Genomic DNA, 18,607 nt, shown 5'->3' on the forward strand with positions numbered 1-18,607 from the left:
GCAAATCGGCAGGTGCAGGGTGCACCCGCCGAGGCGGGGTGTTGCTTAGTGCAACTGTTCGCTTTCGCCGGTGTTACCGGTGTACAGCGCCGCAACATCCACGGCGTCAAAGACATAGTGATTGCCGCAGTAGTCACAGTGCATATCGATATTGCCGTCCTGCTCCAGCATGTGTGCCACTTCTTCGGCTGGCAGCGTGATCAGGGCGTCAGCGCAGCGCTGGCGTGAACAGGTGCAACGGAAGATCACGTCCTGCGGTTCGTAGAGGGTGACTTCTTCCTGATGGTACAGGCGATACAGCACCTCATTGGCCGGCAGGCCGAACAGCTCTTCACTTTTCACCGTGTTGGTCAATTGCACCAGATGATCGAAATCATCGGCATTGCCGTCTTGCGCCGGCAGCACCTGCAGCAGCATGCCGCCCGCTGCCGGTTTGCCTTCCGACTCGCCGGTGCGAATGAACAGACGGGTTGGCAACTGTTCTGACTGACGGAAATAGGCCTCAAGGCACTCGGCCAGGGTTTCGCCTTCCAGCGCGACCACGCCCTGATAGCGTTCGCCTTCGGTAGGCGCGATGGTGATCACCATGACGCCGTTGCCAATCATCTGATGCAGCGTGCTGTCGTCGGCGATGTCGCTCTGTACGCGCGCCACGCCCCGCATTTCCTGACGGTTGTTGCCGTTAATCACCGCCAGCTTCAGCGGACCGTCGCCCTGCAATTGCACGGTGATGTCGCCGTCGAACTTCAGGGTTGCCGTCAGCAGGCTGGTGGCGACCAGCAGTTCACCCAACAGCTTTTGTACCGGCGCCGGGTAGTCGTGATTGTTCAGAACCTGCTGATAGGTTTCGCTGACGGTAACCAGCTCACCGCGCACCGCGTAGTTTTCAAACAGGTAACGGTGCAATTGGTCATGGTTAGACATAGTTTTCTCTCATTGCGGTGAGGGCTTATTCCTGCTCACCAAATTTAAATTTAATCAGATCGCGCCGCTCTTTCTTGTCCGGACGGCGGTCCGGGTGCGGCATGGTCAGCGCATTCATCTTGCGCGCGATCGCCATTTTCTCTCGGTTGACGATACTGGCCTCGGTTTCCTGATACATTTGCTGCGCCTCGTCGGCGCCGCGCCGTTGGCCGGTGAGGGCCAGCACGATCACCGTGCGTTCTTCATTGCCCTGACGCAGTTTGATCTCGGCATTGATCTCGACAATTTTGCTCGGCTTGCCGCGTTGTCCGTTGTAGTGCACCTTGCCGCCGTCGATCATCTCCCGCGCCAGTGCGCGGGTCTTATAGAAACGCGCTGCCCACAGCCATTTGTCCAGCCGGACCGCATCGTCCCGCGTTGCTTTTTCTTTCATCGTTCGCCCTTTTCCAGCGCCGGTATCAACAGGCGGTAGTCGCGCATCGACGGATAGTGCCGGAAGGTTTTCTCCGCCATGCTGGAGTCCGGGTTCTGCACGCCCAGACAGTAGCGAATACCAAAACTGCGGGCGGCGTCCAAAATAGGTTCGCCGTCATCGACAAACAGCGTGCGCTGCGGATCAAAACCGGTGTGCTGCTGAACGGCCTGCCACAAACGCTGATCTTCCTTCGGATAACCAAATGTGTGGGTGGAAAGCAATAAATCAAGGTGCCGATCCAAACCGGTATGCTCAATTTTTACCGCCAGGCTGTGCGGATGGGCGTTGGTCAGCAAAATAGTCTGATGGCCGGCCGCGCGCAAGGCCTGTAAAAACGGCTCGGTATCCTCGCGCAGACGGGCGCGGCTGCCCACTTCGCTGGTCATGCGATAAATGTCCAGATCGAGCCGTTCGCTCCAGTAATCGAAGCAATACCAGTTCATGGTGTGCTGCACCGCCAAATATTCCTGATGAATAATCTGGCGCGCTTCATCGAGCGGGATCGCGCGTTGCTCGCTCACTGCCTGCGGCACCAGGCGCAGCCAAAAATGGCTGTCGAACTCCAGATCGAGCAAGGTGCCGTCCATATCCAGCAGCACGGTGTCGATCTCATGCCAGTCAAACTCGGGAACCATGAAAACTCCATAGGCGAACCGTCGGCGGTCCGCAGGATAAGGATAATAGCGTTAGCGTAGCATAAGCAGATGACAGGGCCGAAATCGGCGAATGACTCAGGCCATCGGCCGCAACGACATCGGGGTGAGCTGCGGGTTAAAGCAGCTTTCGTAGTAGCGTTGGATATCGGCGATGCGACGCCGGTTGAGGCGATGGCGCTGCACCAGCCGCCAGGCGTTGTAACCCAGAATGACGGTGACCGCCAGCAACAGCAGGCTGGTGCCCAGATAACGCCATAAGGTGATCATATCCGGTTCGCTATGCAGCGCTATGTGGCGGGTGCCGTTGGCATCGACGCTGATACTGGTGATGACTCCCTGGGCTTCGAACGGCGTATGCAGCAACATGCCGGCAAGGCGTTGCAGTTCATTCCATTGCTCGAGCGCATTGTATTCGTTTAACGGCACTGCCGGCTGCGGGTGATTCACCAGCTGTTTGCCTTCATCGCTGCTGATCAGGACACCGCCCGGAGGCGGGCTGTTAAGCGCCGCTGCGGCCTGCCGGGTTTCGTTGTACACGAACGAGGAGGCGGCAACTTTGGTCAGGCTTTCCAGCGATTCTGCGCTCACCGGGCGCAGCAATACGTTTATCCCTTGCAGCGAGCCTGATTTGGCGCGTTTCACCAGGGTGTTCCAGTTTTTGACGTTACCCAGATTCACCAGCGCGTTCTTGAGCCGGACGCAGTCATTTTCCCCCTGACACAAATCCTGCGTTTTCAGCACGATATCGGAAAAATCATCCAGCAGTATCATGCCGGATTTTTCAATCGCGCTGGCCAGTTGCGGGTTGAGCTTTTGTTCGGCACCTTCAGGATGCAACTGGGTATTTACCGTTGCCAGCAACGCCGAGGCCTTGTCGATGACTTCCGATTCCGGCTGTGGCAGCGGCGCTGCGGTGTTCCAGTAAATCCCCGAGCAGTCGAAAGGCATAAAGTTGGAGGTGTTGGTACCGTTGGCCAGCGGCGGAACATAACACATCCCGTTACCCCGAGCCTTCAATTGGTCCCCAATGCGCAAGGTCGCGCCTTCCAGCGCCTGCACATTGGTCACCTCGATTTTTTGCGCACCTTGCAGCCAGGCCATGCTTAGCTTCAGTGGCAGGCTCAGCGGGATATAGGTCAGCAGCAGCACCAGCACCAGCAACGAACTGGCCATCAACACCGCGTTTTTGCCCCATTGCTGCAGCGGGAAGTTTTTCACCTCATCGTGCAACGAAAGGAACCGCCCCTGACGCACCACCTGACGGTTAAGATAGATATCCACGTCGGTGGTTTTCCCCAGATCCTGGGTAATGTAAGGCTGCCAGTGCGGCGGGTAAATCAGATCGATGATGCCGAGCGAGATGTTGCTTATCTGCCCCTGATTGGATTCGCCAAACAGCCCCCAGCGTTTTGGGGTGCCTCGCAGGCAGTGCACTTCCTTCAGTTCACGCGTGGCGGGCCGGCGGAACAGGTTCCAACAACCCCAGGCGATGGTCAGCACGGCGACGAAAATCATCCAGGGGATGACCAGTACCGGGCTTATCAGGCTGAAAAACAGCAACAGCAGGGCGGCAGAGATGATGCCGGCGTCCTTGAGGCCGTTCGGGCGATTCAGCGCATGCTCTTCGGGGGTTTCCTTGCGGATGTTCACCAACTCGACGTGCTCGCTCTCTTCCTTGCGGATAGAGGCGTTTTTGGTTGGTGCAGCCGTCACTACCGGCGGTTGCGGCCGATCGTGGATATGATCTTTCAGCGAATGCCCATTGAGTGAAATGACCAGCGGCAGCGTCTGGGTTTTTATCACTTCAACATGGTTATCGGCGCTGATGTATTGTTCCCAAAACGGCGGCAGATGCACTTCTTCGGCATCAAGATAGTAGCGCCATTTATTGGGTTCATCGCTGGCCAGCCCGTAGCGGGTAATGGCGTGGGTCACAGGATAAACGTTGTCGCTGTGCGGGGTCAGCGCCAGCTTGACGGTAGGCAGCGACGCGCTGCTGCCAGGCAGCAATTTGTTGCTTAGCTTGTTTTGCAGGTTGAGGTAGTGCTCAACGGCCGCGCGTTCTTCGCCGGACAGTTTGCGATGTGTAGGTTTGAGAAAGGGCAGGGCACGCGTCAGCATCGGCCGATTGCGGGCTTTAAACCAAAGATACAGGCCGGCGGCAATCAGGCAGGCAAGGACCAAGGCCAATATCAACACTATTGTGCTCATGCTATCCCCATCTTGCACCCGTGAACCTCACCAACTTGATGAAACGTTGAATATTATACGGAGTAAACGGCTCACAGGCACTCAGAACAATGAGGGAGGGAACAGATTTTCCGTCGCGGCCTCATTTTCATGAAATATCTCTGCGCAGTTGCCGTGCCTACTCTACGCGATAATAGCAACCGCGGAGGGGGGTCGATATCGGCATTATCCTATTTTAATGCTCTCTTTTTGCTGAATGGGTACAGAAAATCGGCGGGTGCTGGCTACGCTTGTTAAAAAAAAGTAAATTACTGCTTGTGCTCGTTGCGACAAAGGTTCTCATTAACGCACAATGTGATCAAGATCGAATTTGGTCAGCGTTTGAGCGCATACGCCACGCCAATCATTATTCTGGTTATCCGCGTCATCACCCCGATGCTGTGGCGCACCGACGGATAACTCATTTGAGGCAATCATGGATAAACACCTGCAAAAACCCAAAATTCTGAAAGTGGAAACGGTCGCTCGTTCGCGTTTATTTAACGTTGAGTCGGTCGATCTGGAGTTCAGTAACGGTGTACGGCGGGTGTACGAGCGGATGCGGCCCTCAGACAGGGAGGCGGTGATGATTGTCCCGGTGATTGGCGACGACTTGCTGCTGATCCGCGAATATGCGGTGGGCACCGAATCTTACGAGTTGGGTTTCCCCAAAGGATTGATCGATCCAGGTGAAGGCGTGCTGGAGGCGGCTAACCGCGAACTGATGGAAGAGGTGGGGTTTGGCGCCAAACGTTTCGATTTTCTCAGCAAGCTGACCATGGCGCCTTCCTATTTCTCCAGCAAAATGAACATTGTGCTGGCGCACGATCTCTATCCGCAAAGCCTGGAGGGCGACGAACCCGAACCCTTGCCGCAGGTGCGTTGGCCGATAGCCGACATGATGGCATTGCTGGCGGAGCCGGATTTCCGCGAGGCGCGCAACGTCAGCGCGCTGTTTCTCACCGAAGCCTTTCTGCGCGGCTCGCGCTAGGCATAAATCCCCTATTTCCGTCGATAAAAAAAGGGCCAGATTTCTCTGGCCCTCAGACTGCTGACAAAACCCGTTATTAGGGAGAGCGTGGCGAAGGGGTCGTAGCGGCTTGCCCGCCGGAGCGCCCCTCGGTGCGCTAGGCCCGGGTATCTCGGGCTCAAAGACCACTTTGTCATCAACCTAATGGCCAGATTTCTCTGGCCATTTTCTATTAGAACAGCTCGTGGCTTTCGCCGCCGGGGTCCGTCAACGTAGTGCCGGTATCCCGGGTCGGGTAGTCCGTTGGCTGAGTTCCTTCGATAAAGTATTCAGAACGGCTGCCGCCGCCGCCGCCGGAAAGCTTGCCGCTGCTTTTGTCGATGGTGACGCTGATAATGCCCGGCGGTGGGGTGACTTTCTGCTCAGGAATGCCTTCCAGTGCGACCTTCATAAAATCATCCCATGCCGGTTGGGCGCTCTTCGCACCGCCTTCACCGCCGGAGATCTGATCTTCGATGGCACCGGAAGCCGTTGCGCGGCCGAGGTCGCGACGATGATCATCGAAGCCAATCCATACCGAAGTGACGGTATCCGGGCCATAGCCGGAGAACCAGGCGTCTTTTGAACTGTTGGTGGTACCGGTTTTGCCGCCGATATCATGCCGCTTCAAATCGCGCCCTGCGCGCCACGCGGTGCCCATCCAACCCGGTTCGCCAAAGATGTTGCTGTTCAATGCATCGTGCATCAGGAACGCCAACTGGGTACTGATCACATGCGGCGCATATTGCAGATCGCCATCCTGCTGCACCTGAGCCGGCGTGACCTGTTCCAGTTGCGGCATCGGCACGTTACCGTTACCGCCTTCCTGCGAGGTCGCGACGTTTTCGACGTTGTCGTCGGAAAGCACGGCGGAACGGTGGGTATCGCCATAAATCACCGGCAGATTGCAGCTGTCGCAGACCACTTTGGGTTTGGTTTCAAACACGGTATTGCCGGTTTCATCTTCGATTTTGGTGATGAAATACGGGTCGACCAGATAACCGCCGTTTGCCAGCACCGCATAGCCGCGCACCAGTTGCATCGGGGTGAACGAAGCTGAACCCAGCGCCAGAGATTCCGTGTGCACGATGTTTTGCGCCGGGAAGCCGAAACGCTGCAGATATTCCGCCGCGTAATCGACGCCCATTGCACGCATGGCGCGCACCATCACGACGTTCTTCGATTGCCCCAGACCCTGACGCAGGCGAATAGGGCCGTCGTAGGTCGGCGGCGAGTTCTTCGGTCGCCAGTCAGTACCGGCACCTGCATCCCAGCGGGTGACCGGCAGATCGTTCAGGATAGTGGCCAAAGTCAGGCCTTTATCCATCGCTGCGGTGTACAGGAACGGCTTGATATTGGAGCCGACCTGGCGCAGCGCCTGGGTAACGCGGTTGAACTTGCTCTGGTTGAAGTCGAACCCGCCGACCAGCGCTTTAACGGCGCCATCGTTCGGGTTGATCGACACCAACGCCGAGTTGACGTCCGGCACCTGCGACAGCCACCAACTTTCATCCACCTTGCGTACCCACACCTGCTGGCCGGCCTGCACCACGTCGGTCACGCGTTTTGGCGTTGGGCCCTGTTGCGTGTCGGATTTGTATGGCCGTGCCCAGCGCATGCCGGCCATTGGCAGAGCGACATTGCTGCCGTCGGCCAGCATGGCCGTTGCTTCTTCGGCGGTCGCCCGGGTAATCACCGCAGGCGCCAGCGGGCCATAATTCGGCAAGTTTTTCAGTGAGTCGACGATCTGTTTTTGATCCCAGGCCGCTTCACCCACTTTCCACAGCACGTTGGACGGGCCGCGGTAGCCGTGACGCATGTCATACGCCAGCACGTTGTTGTGTACCGACTCCTGAGCCGCCAACTGCAACTTTTTGGTGATGGTGGTATAGACCTTGTAACCGTCGGTATAGGCATTTTCACCGTAACGCTTGATCATCTCCTGACGCACCATTTCGGAGAGATAGGGTGCAGAGAAGTTAATCTCCGGCGCATGGTAGTTAGCCACCAGATCTTCGCCACGGGCCTGATCGTACTGGGCCTGAGTGATGTAATGCTCGTCCAGCATGCGCGACAGCACCACATTACGGCGAGCCACGGCGCGATCGTGCGAGTAAAGCGGGTTGAAGGTTGACGGCGCTTTAGGCAAGCCGGCGATGGTCGCCATTTCGCTCAAGGTCAGTTGGCTGACGTCTTTGCCGAAATACACCTGCGCTGCAGCGCCCACGCCGTAGGCGCGGTAACCCAGGTAGATTTTGTTCAGATACAGCTCGAGGATTTCGTCTTTGGACAGCATCTGTTCGATGCGCACCGCCAGGAAGGCTTCCTTGATTTTGCGCATCAGGGTGCGTTCCGGGCTTAAAAAGAAGTTTCTCGCTAGCTGTTGGGTAATGGTACTCGCCCCCTGTGACGCATGGCCGGAGACCAGTGCAATAGAGGCGGCACGGAAGATACCGACCGGATCGACGCCGTGATGCTCATAGAAACGGCTGTCTTCGGTGGCGATAAACGCATGCACCATGACCGGCGGAATTTGATTCAGCTTCAGCGGAATACGACGTTTTTCACCGTATTGGGCGATCAGTTCGCCATCGGCGCTGTAAACCTGCATCGGTATTTGCAGCCGCACGTCTTTCAGCGTTGCAACGTCAGGCAGCTGTGGCTCGACATATTTGTACAAGCCAAAAATCGAGGCTGCCCCCAACACGATGCAACACACTGCAAGGATTAGTAAATACTTTACGAACTTCACCTGAGATTTCCCATTTTCATGTCATTTGGGCAGTTTATAAACAACCGCGCGGTAGTATAAAGGCAAGCCTGCAACATGGATATGTTCTTTTATCATCTGACGATATGGAGGTCGGGCGAAATATGTTCTCTCAAGCATGGCAGGTGGGGCTGGATATACAAAGTAACCGCCTCTGCGCCCTGGCGGCACAGCGCCGGCGCAACGGTTGGCAACTGCGTCATTGGTGGCAGCAAACGCTGCCGCAAGCGGTGCTGCGCGAAGGTTGCATCGAGCAACCCGAGGTGCTGGTTCGCGCGCTGCGGCAATGGCGGGTCCAGTTGCCAAGACATATTTGCTTACGCATTGCTTTGCCTGCCCAACGGGTTTTGCAGCATCTGATGCCGATGCCGGATGCGCGGCTGAAAGAGCCGGCGCGCGACGATTATATCACCAGCCAGGGCCTGAAGCAGTTCCCGCTGGACAGCCAGACACTGGCGCTGGACTACCGGCAATCTCCGCCTGACTCTGCCGCTTTGTTGCTCACCGCCGCACGCCAGCAAGAGTTGCAGCAGTGGCTGCATTGTTTACGCCAGGCCAATTTACGGCCGCAGGTGGTCGACATCACTCCCTGTGCCTTGCACATGATGGCGTTTGCCGCGGGCGTACCGGCCGACGCGGGCTTGCTGCACCGCCTTGAACGGGAGTGGCTGTGGGCAGCCCCACGCCGCGCGGCCTTTGCCTACGGCATTTTGCCGGAGGGCGAAGCTGGCGGGGCAAGCCAGGCGCTGGCGGCGATGCATGCAGCCTGCCCCTCAATCGGTGACCGTCAGGTCTATTACAGCAGCGTGCTGGATGAGCCGCCTCCGCCAGGGTGTTTGCCATGGTCGCCGTTCAGCGCATTCAACCAACTGCGCCCCCCGTTACCCCGATTGCCGGGGGCATTTGTGTTGGCCGGTGGGCTGGCGCTGCGCAGTGGGGACCACTGATGTATCAAGTTAACCTTCTGCCCTGGCGTAGGCAGGCCCAGCGTCGCCGCCGTACCTTCTGGTTACGCCTTTTCGGGTTGCAACTGGCGCTGATGCTGGCAGCGATGGCGGCTGTTTTTGGCCTGATGAATCACCAACAGATGCAACGGCATGAGGTCCTGTTGACGCTGTCCCGGCAGCAGGCCGGGTTGGCCGAGCGCTACCGACAAACCCAGCAGGCGATGGCGCGTTTGGCGCGCTTGACCGAACTGGCGGATCGGCAGGAGAAGAACCAGGCGCATAACCGGCGTTATCTGCAGCTGTTACAACAGTTCTCAGCCATTCTTCCCGCGCCGCTGTGGCTTACCGTACTGGAAAGCGACGCACAAAAAATTACGCTGCGGGGCCTCAGCCGCCGTTATGGGGCGGTCATCCGGTTTGAGCGGCAGTTGGCGGCCCTGCCGCTATTGCAGCGTTGTCGGCTGGCTGAGGTGGTACAGCGCAAAGATGGCCTGTTTTCATTCACGCTGATGGCGCAATGGGGGCCGAATGAATAAGCCGTTGCCACTCTGGACAAGGCGTTGGTTGGATTTGCCGGGTTGGAAGGCGCTGGCCGCGCAGTGGTTGGCGCTGGGCGGCCTGGCTTTGTTGTGCGGCATGCTGCTGTTGCACGGTAAATGGCAACAGCGGGAGCAGACGCTGGCGGAGCAACGGCGTCTGATTCAGCAGATTGAGCCGTTAAAACGGCAACTCGCCCAGATGCCAACGTTGGACGAGATTAATCTTCGTCTGCAGCAGAACGCGTCCAGACCTGCGGTTCATGATGACTTGACGCAGGTGCTGCAACGGGCGGGCGCCGCATTGCAACGCTGGCAGCAGCAGGAGAAACCGCAGCGTCAAAACCTGAGCCTGAATATTCATTACGGCGGTTTATTGCGGCTGCTGGAGGCGTTGCCTTCCGCATTGCGCATCGATCAAATAACCCTTGAAGCACAGGCTGAAGAGCTGGTGGCGCACTTCGTTTTATACGACGCGCCGCCAGACGCCGCTCAGGTAAATGCGGATGAATAAAGGTTATGGGGTTTGGTGGCTGTTGCTGCCGTGCGTATTGATGGCGCAACCGCGCAATCCCTTTATGCCGCCGGCCGTGACCGATTGCCCGCCGCAGAGGGAATCGCCGGCAAACTGGCTTTTGAAGGGTACCCTCGGGCAGGCGACGTCGCGCCATGCCTGGGTGGTCACGCCCACAGGGCAGTGGTTGCGTTTAGAGGCGCGGCAAAGCCTGCTGGGCGGGCGCTGGCAGGTGGAACAGGTGCTTGAGAGGCGGCTGGTATTGAAAGCGGGCCCGGAAGATCCGGCTTGTCCGGAGGCTGACAATGCGGTGGTGCTGACGTTGGGAAACCATAAGGAAGAAAAAACGTGAAAGGATGCATTTGGCTGGGTGTTGTGTTGTGGGGCATTGCCGCCACCGGTATTGCGGCACAGGACAAGGAACCGATATCGCTGGCGTTTCAGGACGCCCCGGTCACCCTGGTATTACAGGCGCTGGCGGATTATCAACAGCTTAATGTGGTTACCGCGGCTGGTGTGGGCGGCAATCTGACATTACGGTTGGATAACGTGCCCTGGCAGCAAGCGCTGGCGGTGATCTTGCGTATGGGGAAACTGTCGATGACGCTGGAAGGCAACGTCATGATGGTGTTCCCCGAGCCGGATGAGCAGGAGAAACAGCGGCAACGGTTGGCTTTGGCGCAAAAGCAGCCGCTGGAAAGCGTGACGCTGACGTTAAATCATGCCGATGCGGTTGAGATTGCCGAAAATCTGAATGCTCAGGGCAGCATTTTGCTGAGCGAACGCGGCAGCGTGGTGGCGGATAAGCGCACCAATGCATTGCTGATCCGCGATACCGCCTCGGTCGTGGCGTTATTAACCCGGCGCATCGCGGAAATGGATGCGCCGTTGGCGCAGGTGCAACTGGCGGCGCATATTGTCACCATCAACAGCGAAAGTTTGCGCGAGCTCGGCGTGCGCTGGGGTTTGGCCCCAGATGAAGGCGCAGCAAAGCCATGGCGGATGGGCGGCTTTAACGTGAGCCTGCCGCTGGAGCGTAGCGCGGTCAACGCCGGTTTCCACTTGGCGCGCATCGGCGGGCGGCTGCTGGATCTGGAGTTAATGGCGCTGGAGCAGGAGAACCGGGTAGAAATCATCGCCAGCCCGCGCTTGCTGACCGCACATCAGCAAACCGCCAGCATTAAACAGGGCACGGAAATTCCCTATGAGGTGAGTAGCGGCAGCAGCGGGGCGACATCGATGGAGTTTAAGGAGGCGGTGCTGGGCATGGAGGTTACGCCGAAAATTTTGCCGAACGGCCGCATTACGCTGACGCTGCAAATCAGCCAGAACATGCCCGGGCGCTCCATCACCCGGGCAGCCGGCGAGGCGCTGGCTATCGATAAGCAGGAGATAAAAACCCAGGTGACGGTAAAAGACGGTGAAACCATTGTGTTGGGCGGCGTATTTCAGCGTCAGAGCGCCCAGGGAGCGGACAAGGTACCGGGCCTCGGGGATGTTCCACTGCTGGGTTCCTTGTTCAAACAGAGCACCAAACAGCATAAACGACGCGAGCTGGTGATATTCATTACTCCAACATTGATTAAGGCATGAGCAGCAGGCTGTCAGGTTCGGTGGAAATCGCCTAAAGTTGATGAGCAGATGCACTTTTTTCTCACCTTGGGGGCATCTGCGTTTGACGCTGCGGCCGATTTAGCTTACAAGGGTTACCGAATTGAGCACCGAGGTTTTTTTGTTAACGCCAAGACGCCGTTAAAAACGTATGGTTTCCCTCCTGCGGCGTGGATTGCGATTTATTCGGTTGCCAAACTACCAAGAGTGTTGAGATAATTTTCCGTCTGATCTCGCACTATCGCTCATGAGGTTTCAGTTTAGGTCCCGCCGCTGATTTGATTGGCGGGGCGGGTTAACATTAACGAATAGTCTTAGTAATACCAAAAACATGGCAGAGAAACGCAATATCTTTCTGGTTGGGCCTATGGGTGCCGGCAAAAGCACTATTGGCCGTCAGTTAGCTCAGCAACTCAATATGGAGTTCTTCGACTCTGATCAAGAAATTGAGCGACGTACCGGAGCTGACGTGGGCTGGGTATTCGACGTGGAAGGTGAAGAAGGTTTCCGCGATCGTGAAGAAAAAGTCATTAATGAACTGACGGAAAAGCAAGGGATCGTGCTGGCTACCGGTGGTGGTTCGGTTAAATCGCGTGAAACGCGTAACCGTCTGTCGGCGCGTGGTGTCGTGGTTTATTTGGAAACCACCATCGAGAAGCAGTTGGCCCGCACTCAGCGCGACAAAAAGCGTCCGTTGCTGCAGGTTGATTCTCCTCCGCGCGAAGTGCTGGAAGCGCTGGCGAAAGAGCGCAATCCGTTATACGAAGAAATTGCGGATGTCACCATCCGCACCGACGATCAAAGCGCTAAAGTGGTTGCCAACCAGATTATCAATATGCTGGAAAGTAACTAATTGCGGTTTCCGTGTTCGCCACGGCAAATGCGGAAAGACTGATTGTGTTCCCCGCAGCAGCGGGGATAAACCACACATTGAGAACTGAGCGCGACATGGAGAGAATTACCGTAACGCTTGGGGAGCGCAGCTACCCGATTACCATAGCCGCCGGATTGTTTAACGATCCGGCTTCTTTTATGCCGCTAAAGGCGGGTGAACAGGTCATGCTGGTCACCAACCAAACCCTGGCGCCGCTCTATTTGGACCGGGTCCGGAAGGTGCTTGAGCAGGCTGGCGTAATGGTGGATCAGGTGATTCTACCTGATGGCGAACAGTATAAATCCCTTGCCGTGCTTGAGCAGGTGTTCTCGGCGCTGCTGCAAAAGCCCCACGGTCGCGATACCACATTGATCGCGCTCGGCGGCGGCGTGGTGGGCGATCTTACCGGTTTTGCCGCGGCTTGCTATCAGCGCGGTGTCCGCTTTATTCAGGTTCCTACCACATTGCTTTCGCAGGTGGACTCTTCCGTTGGCGGTAAAACCGCCGTCAATCATCCGCTCGGTAAAAACATGATCGGCGCATTCTATCAGCCTGCTTCAGTGGTGGTTGATCTGGATTGCCTGAAAACCTTACCGGCGCGTGAGCTCTCCTCCGGTCTGGCCGAAGTGATCAAGTACGGGATTATTCTCGATCGTGATTTCTTCGTCTGGCTGGAAAACAATATCGATGCATTGGTTGCGCTGGATATGAATGCCCTGGGCTACTGTATCCGCCGTTGCTGCGAGCTGAAGGCCGAAGTGGTTGCCGCTGATGAACGCGAAAGCGGCCTGCGCGCGCTGCTGAATCTGGGCCATACTTACGGCCATGCGATCGAAGCGGAAATGGGCTATGGTGTATGGTTGCACGGCGAAGCTGTGGCAGCCGGCATGATGATGGCTGCGCAAACCGCGCATCGTCTCGGTCAGTTCTCCACCGACGATATTGAACGCATTAGAACACTGTTGTTACGCGCTGGTTTACCGGTGTGCGGGCCGCAGGAAATGGTGCCGGAATCTTATTTGCCGCACATGATGCGCGACAAGAAAGTGTTGGCCGGCGAACTGCGTCTGGTACTGCCGACGGCCATCGGCCAGGCGGAAGTGCGTAGCGGAGTCGGGCATGATTTGGTGCTTGCTTCTATCGCAGCTTGCCTTCCTGAACGGCATGCCTGAGTAAATCGGACGAAGTAACAGTGGCTTAGCTGCCGTTTACATCTATTATTAATGATGTGCAAAGCATGACTGATGTCGCTTTGTCATCATCGGGTTAATCTGCCCGTGCCACGGTAGGTCTACGGTGGTGGGCTTTTGCCTCTAGTTGGAGGGTTTCAGATGGATGAGTTTAAACCGGAAGACGATCTCAGACCTGATAGCAGCGATCGTCGTCCTGCACGTTCGCGTAAACCGGCTCCGGGACCACGCTTTGCCGTCTCACGTCAGCACTTAATGATTGGTATCGGTATTCTGGTGTTGCTGCTGCTGATTATCGGCATCGGCTCGGCGCTGAAGGCGCCAACCAAGCATGAAGCGGCACAGGAAGGCGCGCAAAGCGGCGCGGCCAAAGACATCAACCTGTCCGGTTCTTCGTCGCTGACCACCGGTAACACCGGTGTTCCGGGCGGCACGACCGATACCAATGACAACAACGGCGTGAGCAGCACCTCTGCGCAACAGCCGCAAAACGTCAGCGTTCCGCCGATTTCCAGTACTCCGACGGAAGCGCAACCGCAGCCGGTGCAAGATGGCGCGCAGCAGCGTGTCGATCTGCCGGGTAATATGTCGGATGCGTTATCTGCTCAGCAGGGCCAGGTTGATGCGGCGACACAGGGCATGAGTGGCCCGGCTTCAACGCTGCCTACGGCTCCGGCCACCCTGATGAACGGCGCCGCAGCGAAAGAAGCGACGCGCCCGGTTCAGGGCACTGCGCCGCAGCAACACAAGACGCCGGCAAAAACCGCGGGCAAACCGGCGACGGCGCAGCAGCATAAAGCGCCAACCACGGTGTATACCCCGGCTCCTTCCGCCAAACCGGGAGCGGCAAGCAGCAAAGCGGGCACGACGAGCGCCAAGGCGAACACGACGAGCGCCAAGACGGGCGTTGTTAGCGGCAGCGGCAGTTCGCTGCAGTCTGCTCCGGCCAGCCATTACACCCTGCAGTTGAGCAGCGCTTCACGTTCCGATACGTTGAACGCCTACGCCAAGCAGCAGAAACTGCAGAATTATCAGGTGTACGCAACCCAGCGTGACGGCAAGGCATGGTACGTGCTGGTGAGTGGTAATTACGCCTCTGCGGCCGAAGCCAAGCGTGCAATCGCGTCGCTGCCGGCGGATGTTCAGGCGAAAAAACCATGGGCCAAGCCGGTACGTCAGGTGCAGCAGGACCTGAAAAAGTAACCCGATAGATTTCAAGCTGCAGCCAGGGCATGAATTTCATGCCTGGCAGGGATGTACATGCTGCGGCCGTGTAAGCGGGGCGACGTTTTCGCCCCTGTGGCGTTGGGGGGCAAGTTTGCCGTGAGCAGATTTGCACACCCCCTGCGCTGGTCCCGAGAGGGGTGAGGCCCACGGACAGGTCGAACAACTGCACGCAGCCAACATGGCTCCAGCTTGAAAGATGAAGGGTATTAATCATTTAAATTTGTGCGCTGATGTGCTGTCTGAAACAGAGTACAATCCGCCGCTCTGAATTGTATAAGTAGCTAACTGACGGCATGAAGAAAAACCGCGCTTTTTTAAAATGGGCTGGTGGAAAATACCCGCTGGTTGACGAGATCCGTCGTCATCTGCCGGCGGGCGACTGCTTAATCGAGCCCTTCGTGGGTGCGGGTTCAGTCTTCCTGAACACGGAGTACGACGCCTATATTCTCGCCGACATCAACAGCGATCTTATCAACCTGTATAACATCGTTAAGCTGCGTACGGATGATTTCGTACGCGATGCTCGCCTTCTTTTCACCGATGAATTCAATAACTCGGATCAGTTTTATCTGCTGCGCGAAGAGTTTAATACCAGTGCCGATGCCTATCGCCGTGCGCTGCTGTTTCTCTATCTGAACCGCCACTGTTATAACGGCCTGTGTCGGTATAATCTGCGTGGTGAGTTCAACGTCCCGTTTGGGCGTTACAAGAAACCGTACTTCCCGGAAGAAGAGCTGTACTGGTTCGCTGAAAAATCCCGCAACGCTACGTTTGTTTGTGAGCATTACCGCGATACCATGGCAAAAGCCGAGCGCGGGACGGTGATATATTGCGATCCGCCGTATGCGCCATTATCGGCGACGGCGAATTTTACCGCTTACCACACCAACAGCTTCAGCATTGCCGATCAGCAAAGCCTGGCGTTAATGGCGCATCAGCTTTCCGTGGAAAGCCAGGTGCCGGTATTGATTTCCAACCATGACACCGAGCTGACGCGTGACTGGTACCAGCATGCCGCGCTGTATGTGGTGAAAGCGCGTCGTACGATCAGCCGCAATATTCTTGGTCGCAGTAAAGTGAACGAGCTTTTGGCGCTGTATCGTTAAACCGGGGGACGTCCCGGCGTATATACCCGGTGCATTTCTAGCTCAGCCGGCAGTGCTGTGGCTTGAAACGCGAAGGGGATAACTATTCGAACCCTACGTTTGGAGATTGCGGATGAAAAAGTTTTTGATTGCCCCGTCCATTCTGTCGGCAGATTTTGCCCGGTTAGGTGAAGATACCGCTAACGTGCTGGCCGCCGGCGGCGACGTGGTGCACTTCGACGTAATGGATAACCACTACGTACCCAATCTGACCATCGGGCCTATGGTTTGCCAGGCGCTGCGCGACTATGGCATCACCGCGCCGATTGACGTGCACCTGATGGTGAAACCGGTCGATCGTATCGTCCCGGATTTCGCTGCGGCGGGCGCCAACTACATCTCTTTCCATCCGGAAGCCTCCGAACACGTCGATCGCACCATTCAGCTGATTAAAGAGCACGGTTGCAAGGCCGGTCTGGTATTCAACCCGGCGACGCCGTTGAGCTACCTGGATTACGTCATGGATAAAATCGACGTAATTCTGCTGATGTCGGTCAACCCCGGCTTTGGCGGCCAGTCGTTTATCCACGGCACCCTGGATAAGCTGCGCCAGGTGCGCAAGCTGATCGACGAAAGCGGTCGTGATATCCGTCTGGAAGTCGATGGCGGCGTCAAAGTAGACAATATCGCCGAGATTGCCGCAGCGGGCGCGGACATGTTTGTCGCCGGTTCAGCGATCTTCGGCAAGCCGGATTACCGTAAAGTGATCGACGAAATGCGCAGCGAACTGGCGAAAGTGACTCATGGCTGATTTCGGCGCAGTTCGCGCTCTGGCCTTTGATCTCGACGGCACCTTGGTAGACAGCGCGCCGGGACTGGCGGCAGCCATCGATCTGGCGCTGGCCGAAATGGGCCTGCCGCAGGCCGGCGAAGCCCGCGTGGGTACCTGGATTGGCAATGGCGCCGATGTGCTGGTGCAGCGTGCGCTGCGTTGGGCTGAAGTGGAAGCCACGCCGGAACACAATCGTCAGTTGCGTGAACGCTTCGATCACTTCTACGCGCAAACCGTCGACAGCGGCAGCCGTCTGTTTCCGCAGGTAAAGGAAACACTGGCCCGCCTGGCTGCACAGGGTTACCCGATGGCGCTGGTGACCAACAAACCGACGCCGTTTGTTGCGCCGTTACTGACCGCGTTGGGCATTATCGATTATTTCTCGCTGATCATCGGCGGTGACGACGTGGTGGAAAAGAAACCGCATCCGGCGCCGCTGTATCTGGTGCTCGGCAAGCTTGGCCTGCGCGCCAATGAGCTGCTGTTCGTGGGCGATTCGCGCAACGATATTCAGGCGGCTCAGGGGGCGGGTTGCCCGAGCGCTGCGCTGACCTACGGTTATAACTACGGCGAGGCGATAGCCCTGAGCCACCCCGACCGCGTGTTGGAGCGCTTTGCCGATTTGTTGCCCGCTCTTGGGCTGTCATCTTTAGAGAATCAGGAAATTTAAACATGAGTAAGCCCATCGTATTTAGCGGCGCGCAGCCGTCCGGCGAACTGAGCATTGGCAACTACATGGGTGCGCTGCGTCAGTGGGTCAAGTTGCAGGACGATTACGACTGCATCTACTGCATCGTCGATCTGCACGCCATCACCGTACGTCAGGACGCGGAAAAACTGCGCAAGGCTACGCTGGATACGCTGGCGCTGTATCTGGCCTGCGGCATCGATCCGCAAAAGAGCACCATCTTTGTGCAGTCGCACGTGCCGGAACACACTCAACTGAGCTGGGTGCTGAACTGCTACACCTATTTCGGCGAACTGAGCCGCATGACCCAGTTCAAAGACAAATCCGCGCGCTATGCGGAAAACATCAATGCCGGTCTGTTCAGCTACCCGGTGCTGATGGCGGCGGACATTCTGCTGTATCAGACCAACCAGGTGCCGGTTGGCGAAGACCAAAAACAGCATCTGGAATTGAGCCGCGACATCGGCCAGCGTTTCAACGCGCTGTACGGCGACGTGTTCAAGGTGCCTGAGCCGTTCATTCCCAAGTCCGGTGCGCGCGTGATGTCGTTGCAGGATCCGACCAAGAAGATGTCCAAGTCGGACGATAACCGCAATAACGTGATCGGCCTGCTGGAAGATCCGAAAGCGGTGGCCAAGAAAATCAAACGCGCAATGACCGACTCCGAAGAGCCGCCGGTGATTCGTTACGACGTGGCAAACAAGCCGGGCGTATCCAACCTGTTGGATATTCTCTCGGGCGTGACCGGCAAAAGCATCGCTCAGCTGGAAGCCGAATTTGAAGGCCAGATGTACGGCCATCTGAAAGGCGCGGTTGCCGACGCGGTATCCGATATGCTGGGTGAGTTGCAGGAGCGTTATTACAAGTTCCGCAATGACGAGGCCTTGCTGCAGCAGGTGATGCGTGACGGTGCGGCCAAGGCGCGTGCACGCGCTCAGGAAACGCTGGCGAAGGTTTACCAGGCGGTAGGCTTCGTGTCACAGCCTTAATGCTTTGCGCAGATAGAAAAGCGGCCATGAGCCGCTTTTTTTACGTCGGTA

General features: G+C 57.2%; 19 protein-coding genes. 13 read left to right on the top strand and 6 right to left on the bottom strand.

Annotated elements, in window-relative coordinates:
• Positions 1 to 45: 45 nt before the first annotated feature.
• The 5 genes from hslO to JK621_RS25480 form a co-directional block, all read right to left on the bottom strand.
• Positions 46 to 924, bottom strand: coding sequence for an Hsp33 family molecular chaperone HslO (hslO, locus tag JK621_RS17800; RefSeq protein ID WP_212557048.1), 879 nt, complete (start codon positions 922 to 924; stop codon positions 46 to 48).
• Between the two features lie 25 nt (positions 925 to 949).
• The gene (gene hslR, locus JK621_RS17805; RefSeq protein ID WP_212557049.1) at positions 950 to 1,357 is read right to left on the bottom strand and encodes a ribosome-associated heat shock protein Hsp15; all 408 of its coding nucleotides are present in this window, start codon (positions 1,355 to 1,357) and stop codon (positions 950 to 952) included.
• Positions 1,354 to 2,034, bottom strand: a complete 681-nt coding sequence (yrfG, locus tag JK621_RS17810) for a GMP/IMP nucleotidase (protein ID WP_212557050.1) — start codon at positions 2,032 to 2,034, stop codon at positions 1,354 to 1,356. The genes hslR and yrfG overlap by 4 nt, the downstream gene beginning before the upstream one ends.
• 96 nt (positions 2,035 to 2,130) lie before the next feature.
• Positions 2,131 to 4,266 carry an intracellular growth attenuator family protein gene (locus tag JK621_RS17815; protein WP_212557051.1) on the bottom strand — a complete coding sequence of 712 codons (2,136 nt, stop codon included), beginning with the start codon at positions 4,264 to 4,266 and terminating at the stop codon, positions 2,131 to 2,133.
• Between the two features lie 321 nt (positions 4,267 to 4,587).
• A complete protein-coding gene (locus tag JK621_RS25480) occupies positions 4,588 to 4,722 on the bottom strand; it encodes a hypothetical protein (protein ID WP_283249338.1) in 135 nt (44 codons plus the stop codon).
• Between JK621_RS25480 and nudE the strand changes: the two genes are divergently transcribed.
• Positions 4,721 to 5,275: an ADP compounds hydrolase NudE gene (nudE, locus tag JK621_RS17820; RefSeq protein WP_006319109.1), complete on the top strand. Its 555-nt coding sequence runs from the start codon at positions 4,721 to 4,723 to the stop codon at positions 5,273 to 5,275. The genes JK621_RS25480 and nudE overlap by 2 nt on opposite strands.
• 211 nt (positions 5,276 to 5,486) lie before the next feature.
• Here nudE and mrcA read toward each other — a convergent pair whose 3' ends face one another.
• Entirely contained in the window at positions 5,487 to 8,045 is a 2,559-nt protein-coding gene (gene mrcA / locus JK621_RS17825; RefSeq protein WP_212557052.1) for a peptidoglycan glycosyltransferase/peptidoglycan DD-transpeptidase MrcA, read from the bottom strand.
• Positions 8,046 to 8,167: 122 nt separating this feature from the next.
• On the opposite strand from mrcA, the gene pilM reads away from it, so the two are divergent.
• From pilM to trpS, 12 genes are all read left to right on the top strand, one after another.
• Positions 8,168 to 9,010 (top strand): type IV pilus biogenesis protein PilM, encoded by an 843-nt coding sequence (gene pilM / locus JK621_RS17830; RefSeq protein ID WP_212557053.1) that lies wholly within the window; start codon positions 8,168 to 8,170, stop codon positions 9,008 to 9,010.
• The gene (locus JK621_RS17835) at positions 9,010 to 9,546 is read left to right on the top strand and encodes a PilN domain-containing protein (RefSeq protein WP_212557054.1); all 537 of its coding nucleotides are present in this window, start codon (positions 9,010 to 9,012) and stop codon (positions 9,544 to 9,546) included. Before pilM ends, JK621_RS17835 begins: the two co-directional genes overlap by 1 nt.
• Positions 9,539 to 10,060, top strand: coding sequence for a hypothetical protein (locus JK621_RS17840; protein WP_212557055.1), 522 nt, complete (start codon positions 9,539 to 9,541; stop codon positions 10,058 to 10,060). The genes JK621_RS17835 and JK621_RS17840 overlap by 8 nt, the downstream gene beginning before the upstream one ends.
• Complete coding sequence (locus JK621_RS17845) at positions 10,053 to 10,412, top strand: DNA utilization family protein (protein ID WP_212557056.1); 360 nt, start codon at positions 10,053 to 10,055, stop codon at positions 10,410 to 10,412. Before JK621_RS17840 ends, JK621_RS17845 begins: the two co-directional genes overlap by 8 nt.
• A complete protein-coding gene (gene hofQ / locus JK621_RS17850; RefSeq protein WP_212557057.1) occupies positions 10,409 to 11,653 on the top strand; it encodes a DNA uptake porin HofQ in 1,245 nt (414 codons plus the stop codon). The genes JK621_RS17845 and hofQ overlap by 4 nt, the downstream gene beginning before the upstream one ends.
• A 349-nt stretch (positions 11,654 to 12,002) precedes the next feature.
• A complete protein-coding gene (aroK, locus tag JK621_RS17855; RefSeq protein ID WP_004391482.1) occupies positions 12,003 to 12,524 on the top strand; it encodes a shikimate kinase AroK in 522 nt (173 codons plus the stop codon).
• A 95-nt stretch (positions 12,525 to 12,619) separates the two neighbouring features.
• Positions 12,620 to 13,717: a 3-dehydroquinate synthase gene (gene aroB / locus JK621_RS17860; protein ID WP_212557058.1), complete on the top strand. Its 1,098-nt coding sequence runs from the start codon at positions 12,620 to 12,622 to the stop codon at positions 13,715 to 13,717.
• 159 nt (positions 13,718 to 13,876) lie between these two features.
• The gene (locus JK621_RS17865; RefSeq protein WP_212557059.1) at positions 13,877 to 14,938 is read left to right on the top strand and encodes an SPOR domain-containing protein; all 1,062 of its coding nucleotides are present in this window, start codon (positions 13,877 to 13,879) and stop codon (positions 14,936 to 14,938) included.
• 317 nt (positions 14,939 to 15,255) lie between these two features.
• The gene (gene dam / locus JK621_RS17870) at positions 15,256 to 16,068 is read left to right on the top strand and encodes an adenine-specific DNA-methyltransferase (RefSeq protein ID WP_126485746.1); all 813 of its coding nucleotides are present in this window, start codon (positions 15,256 to 15,258) and stop codon (positions 16,066 to 16,068) included.
• 112 nt (positions 16,069 to 16,180) lie between these two features.
• Complete coding sequence (gene rpe, locus JK621_RS17875; protein WP_212557060.1) at positions 16,181 to 16,858, top strand: ribulose-phosphate 3-epimerase; 678 nt, start codon at positions 16,181 to 16,183, stop codon at positions 16,856 to 16,858.
• The gene (locus JK621_RS17880; protein ID WP_212557061.1) at positions 16,851 to 17,549 is read left to right on the top strand and encodes a phosphoglycolate phosphatase; all 699 of its coding nucleotides are present in this window, start codon (positions 16,851 to 16,853) and stop codon (positions 17,547 to 17,549) included. Before rpe ends, JK621_RS17880 begins: the two co-directional genes overlap by 8 nt.
• A 2-nt stretch (positions 17,550 to 17,551) precedes the next feature.
• Positions 17,552 to 18,556 (top strand): tryptophan--tRNA ligase, encoded by a 1,005-nt coding sequence (gene trpS / locus JK621_RS17885; RefSeq protein ID WP_212557062.1) that lies wholly within the window; start codon positions 17,552 to 17,554, stop codon positions 18,554 to 18,556.
• Positions 18,557 to 18,607: the final 51 nt, after the last annotated feature.

It is taken from the genome of Serratia plymuthica (assembly GCF_018336935.1).
GTDB classification, from domain to species: Bacteria; Pseudomonadota; Gammaproteobacteria; order Enterobacterales; family Enterobacteriaceae; genus Serratia; species Serratia plymuthica_B.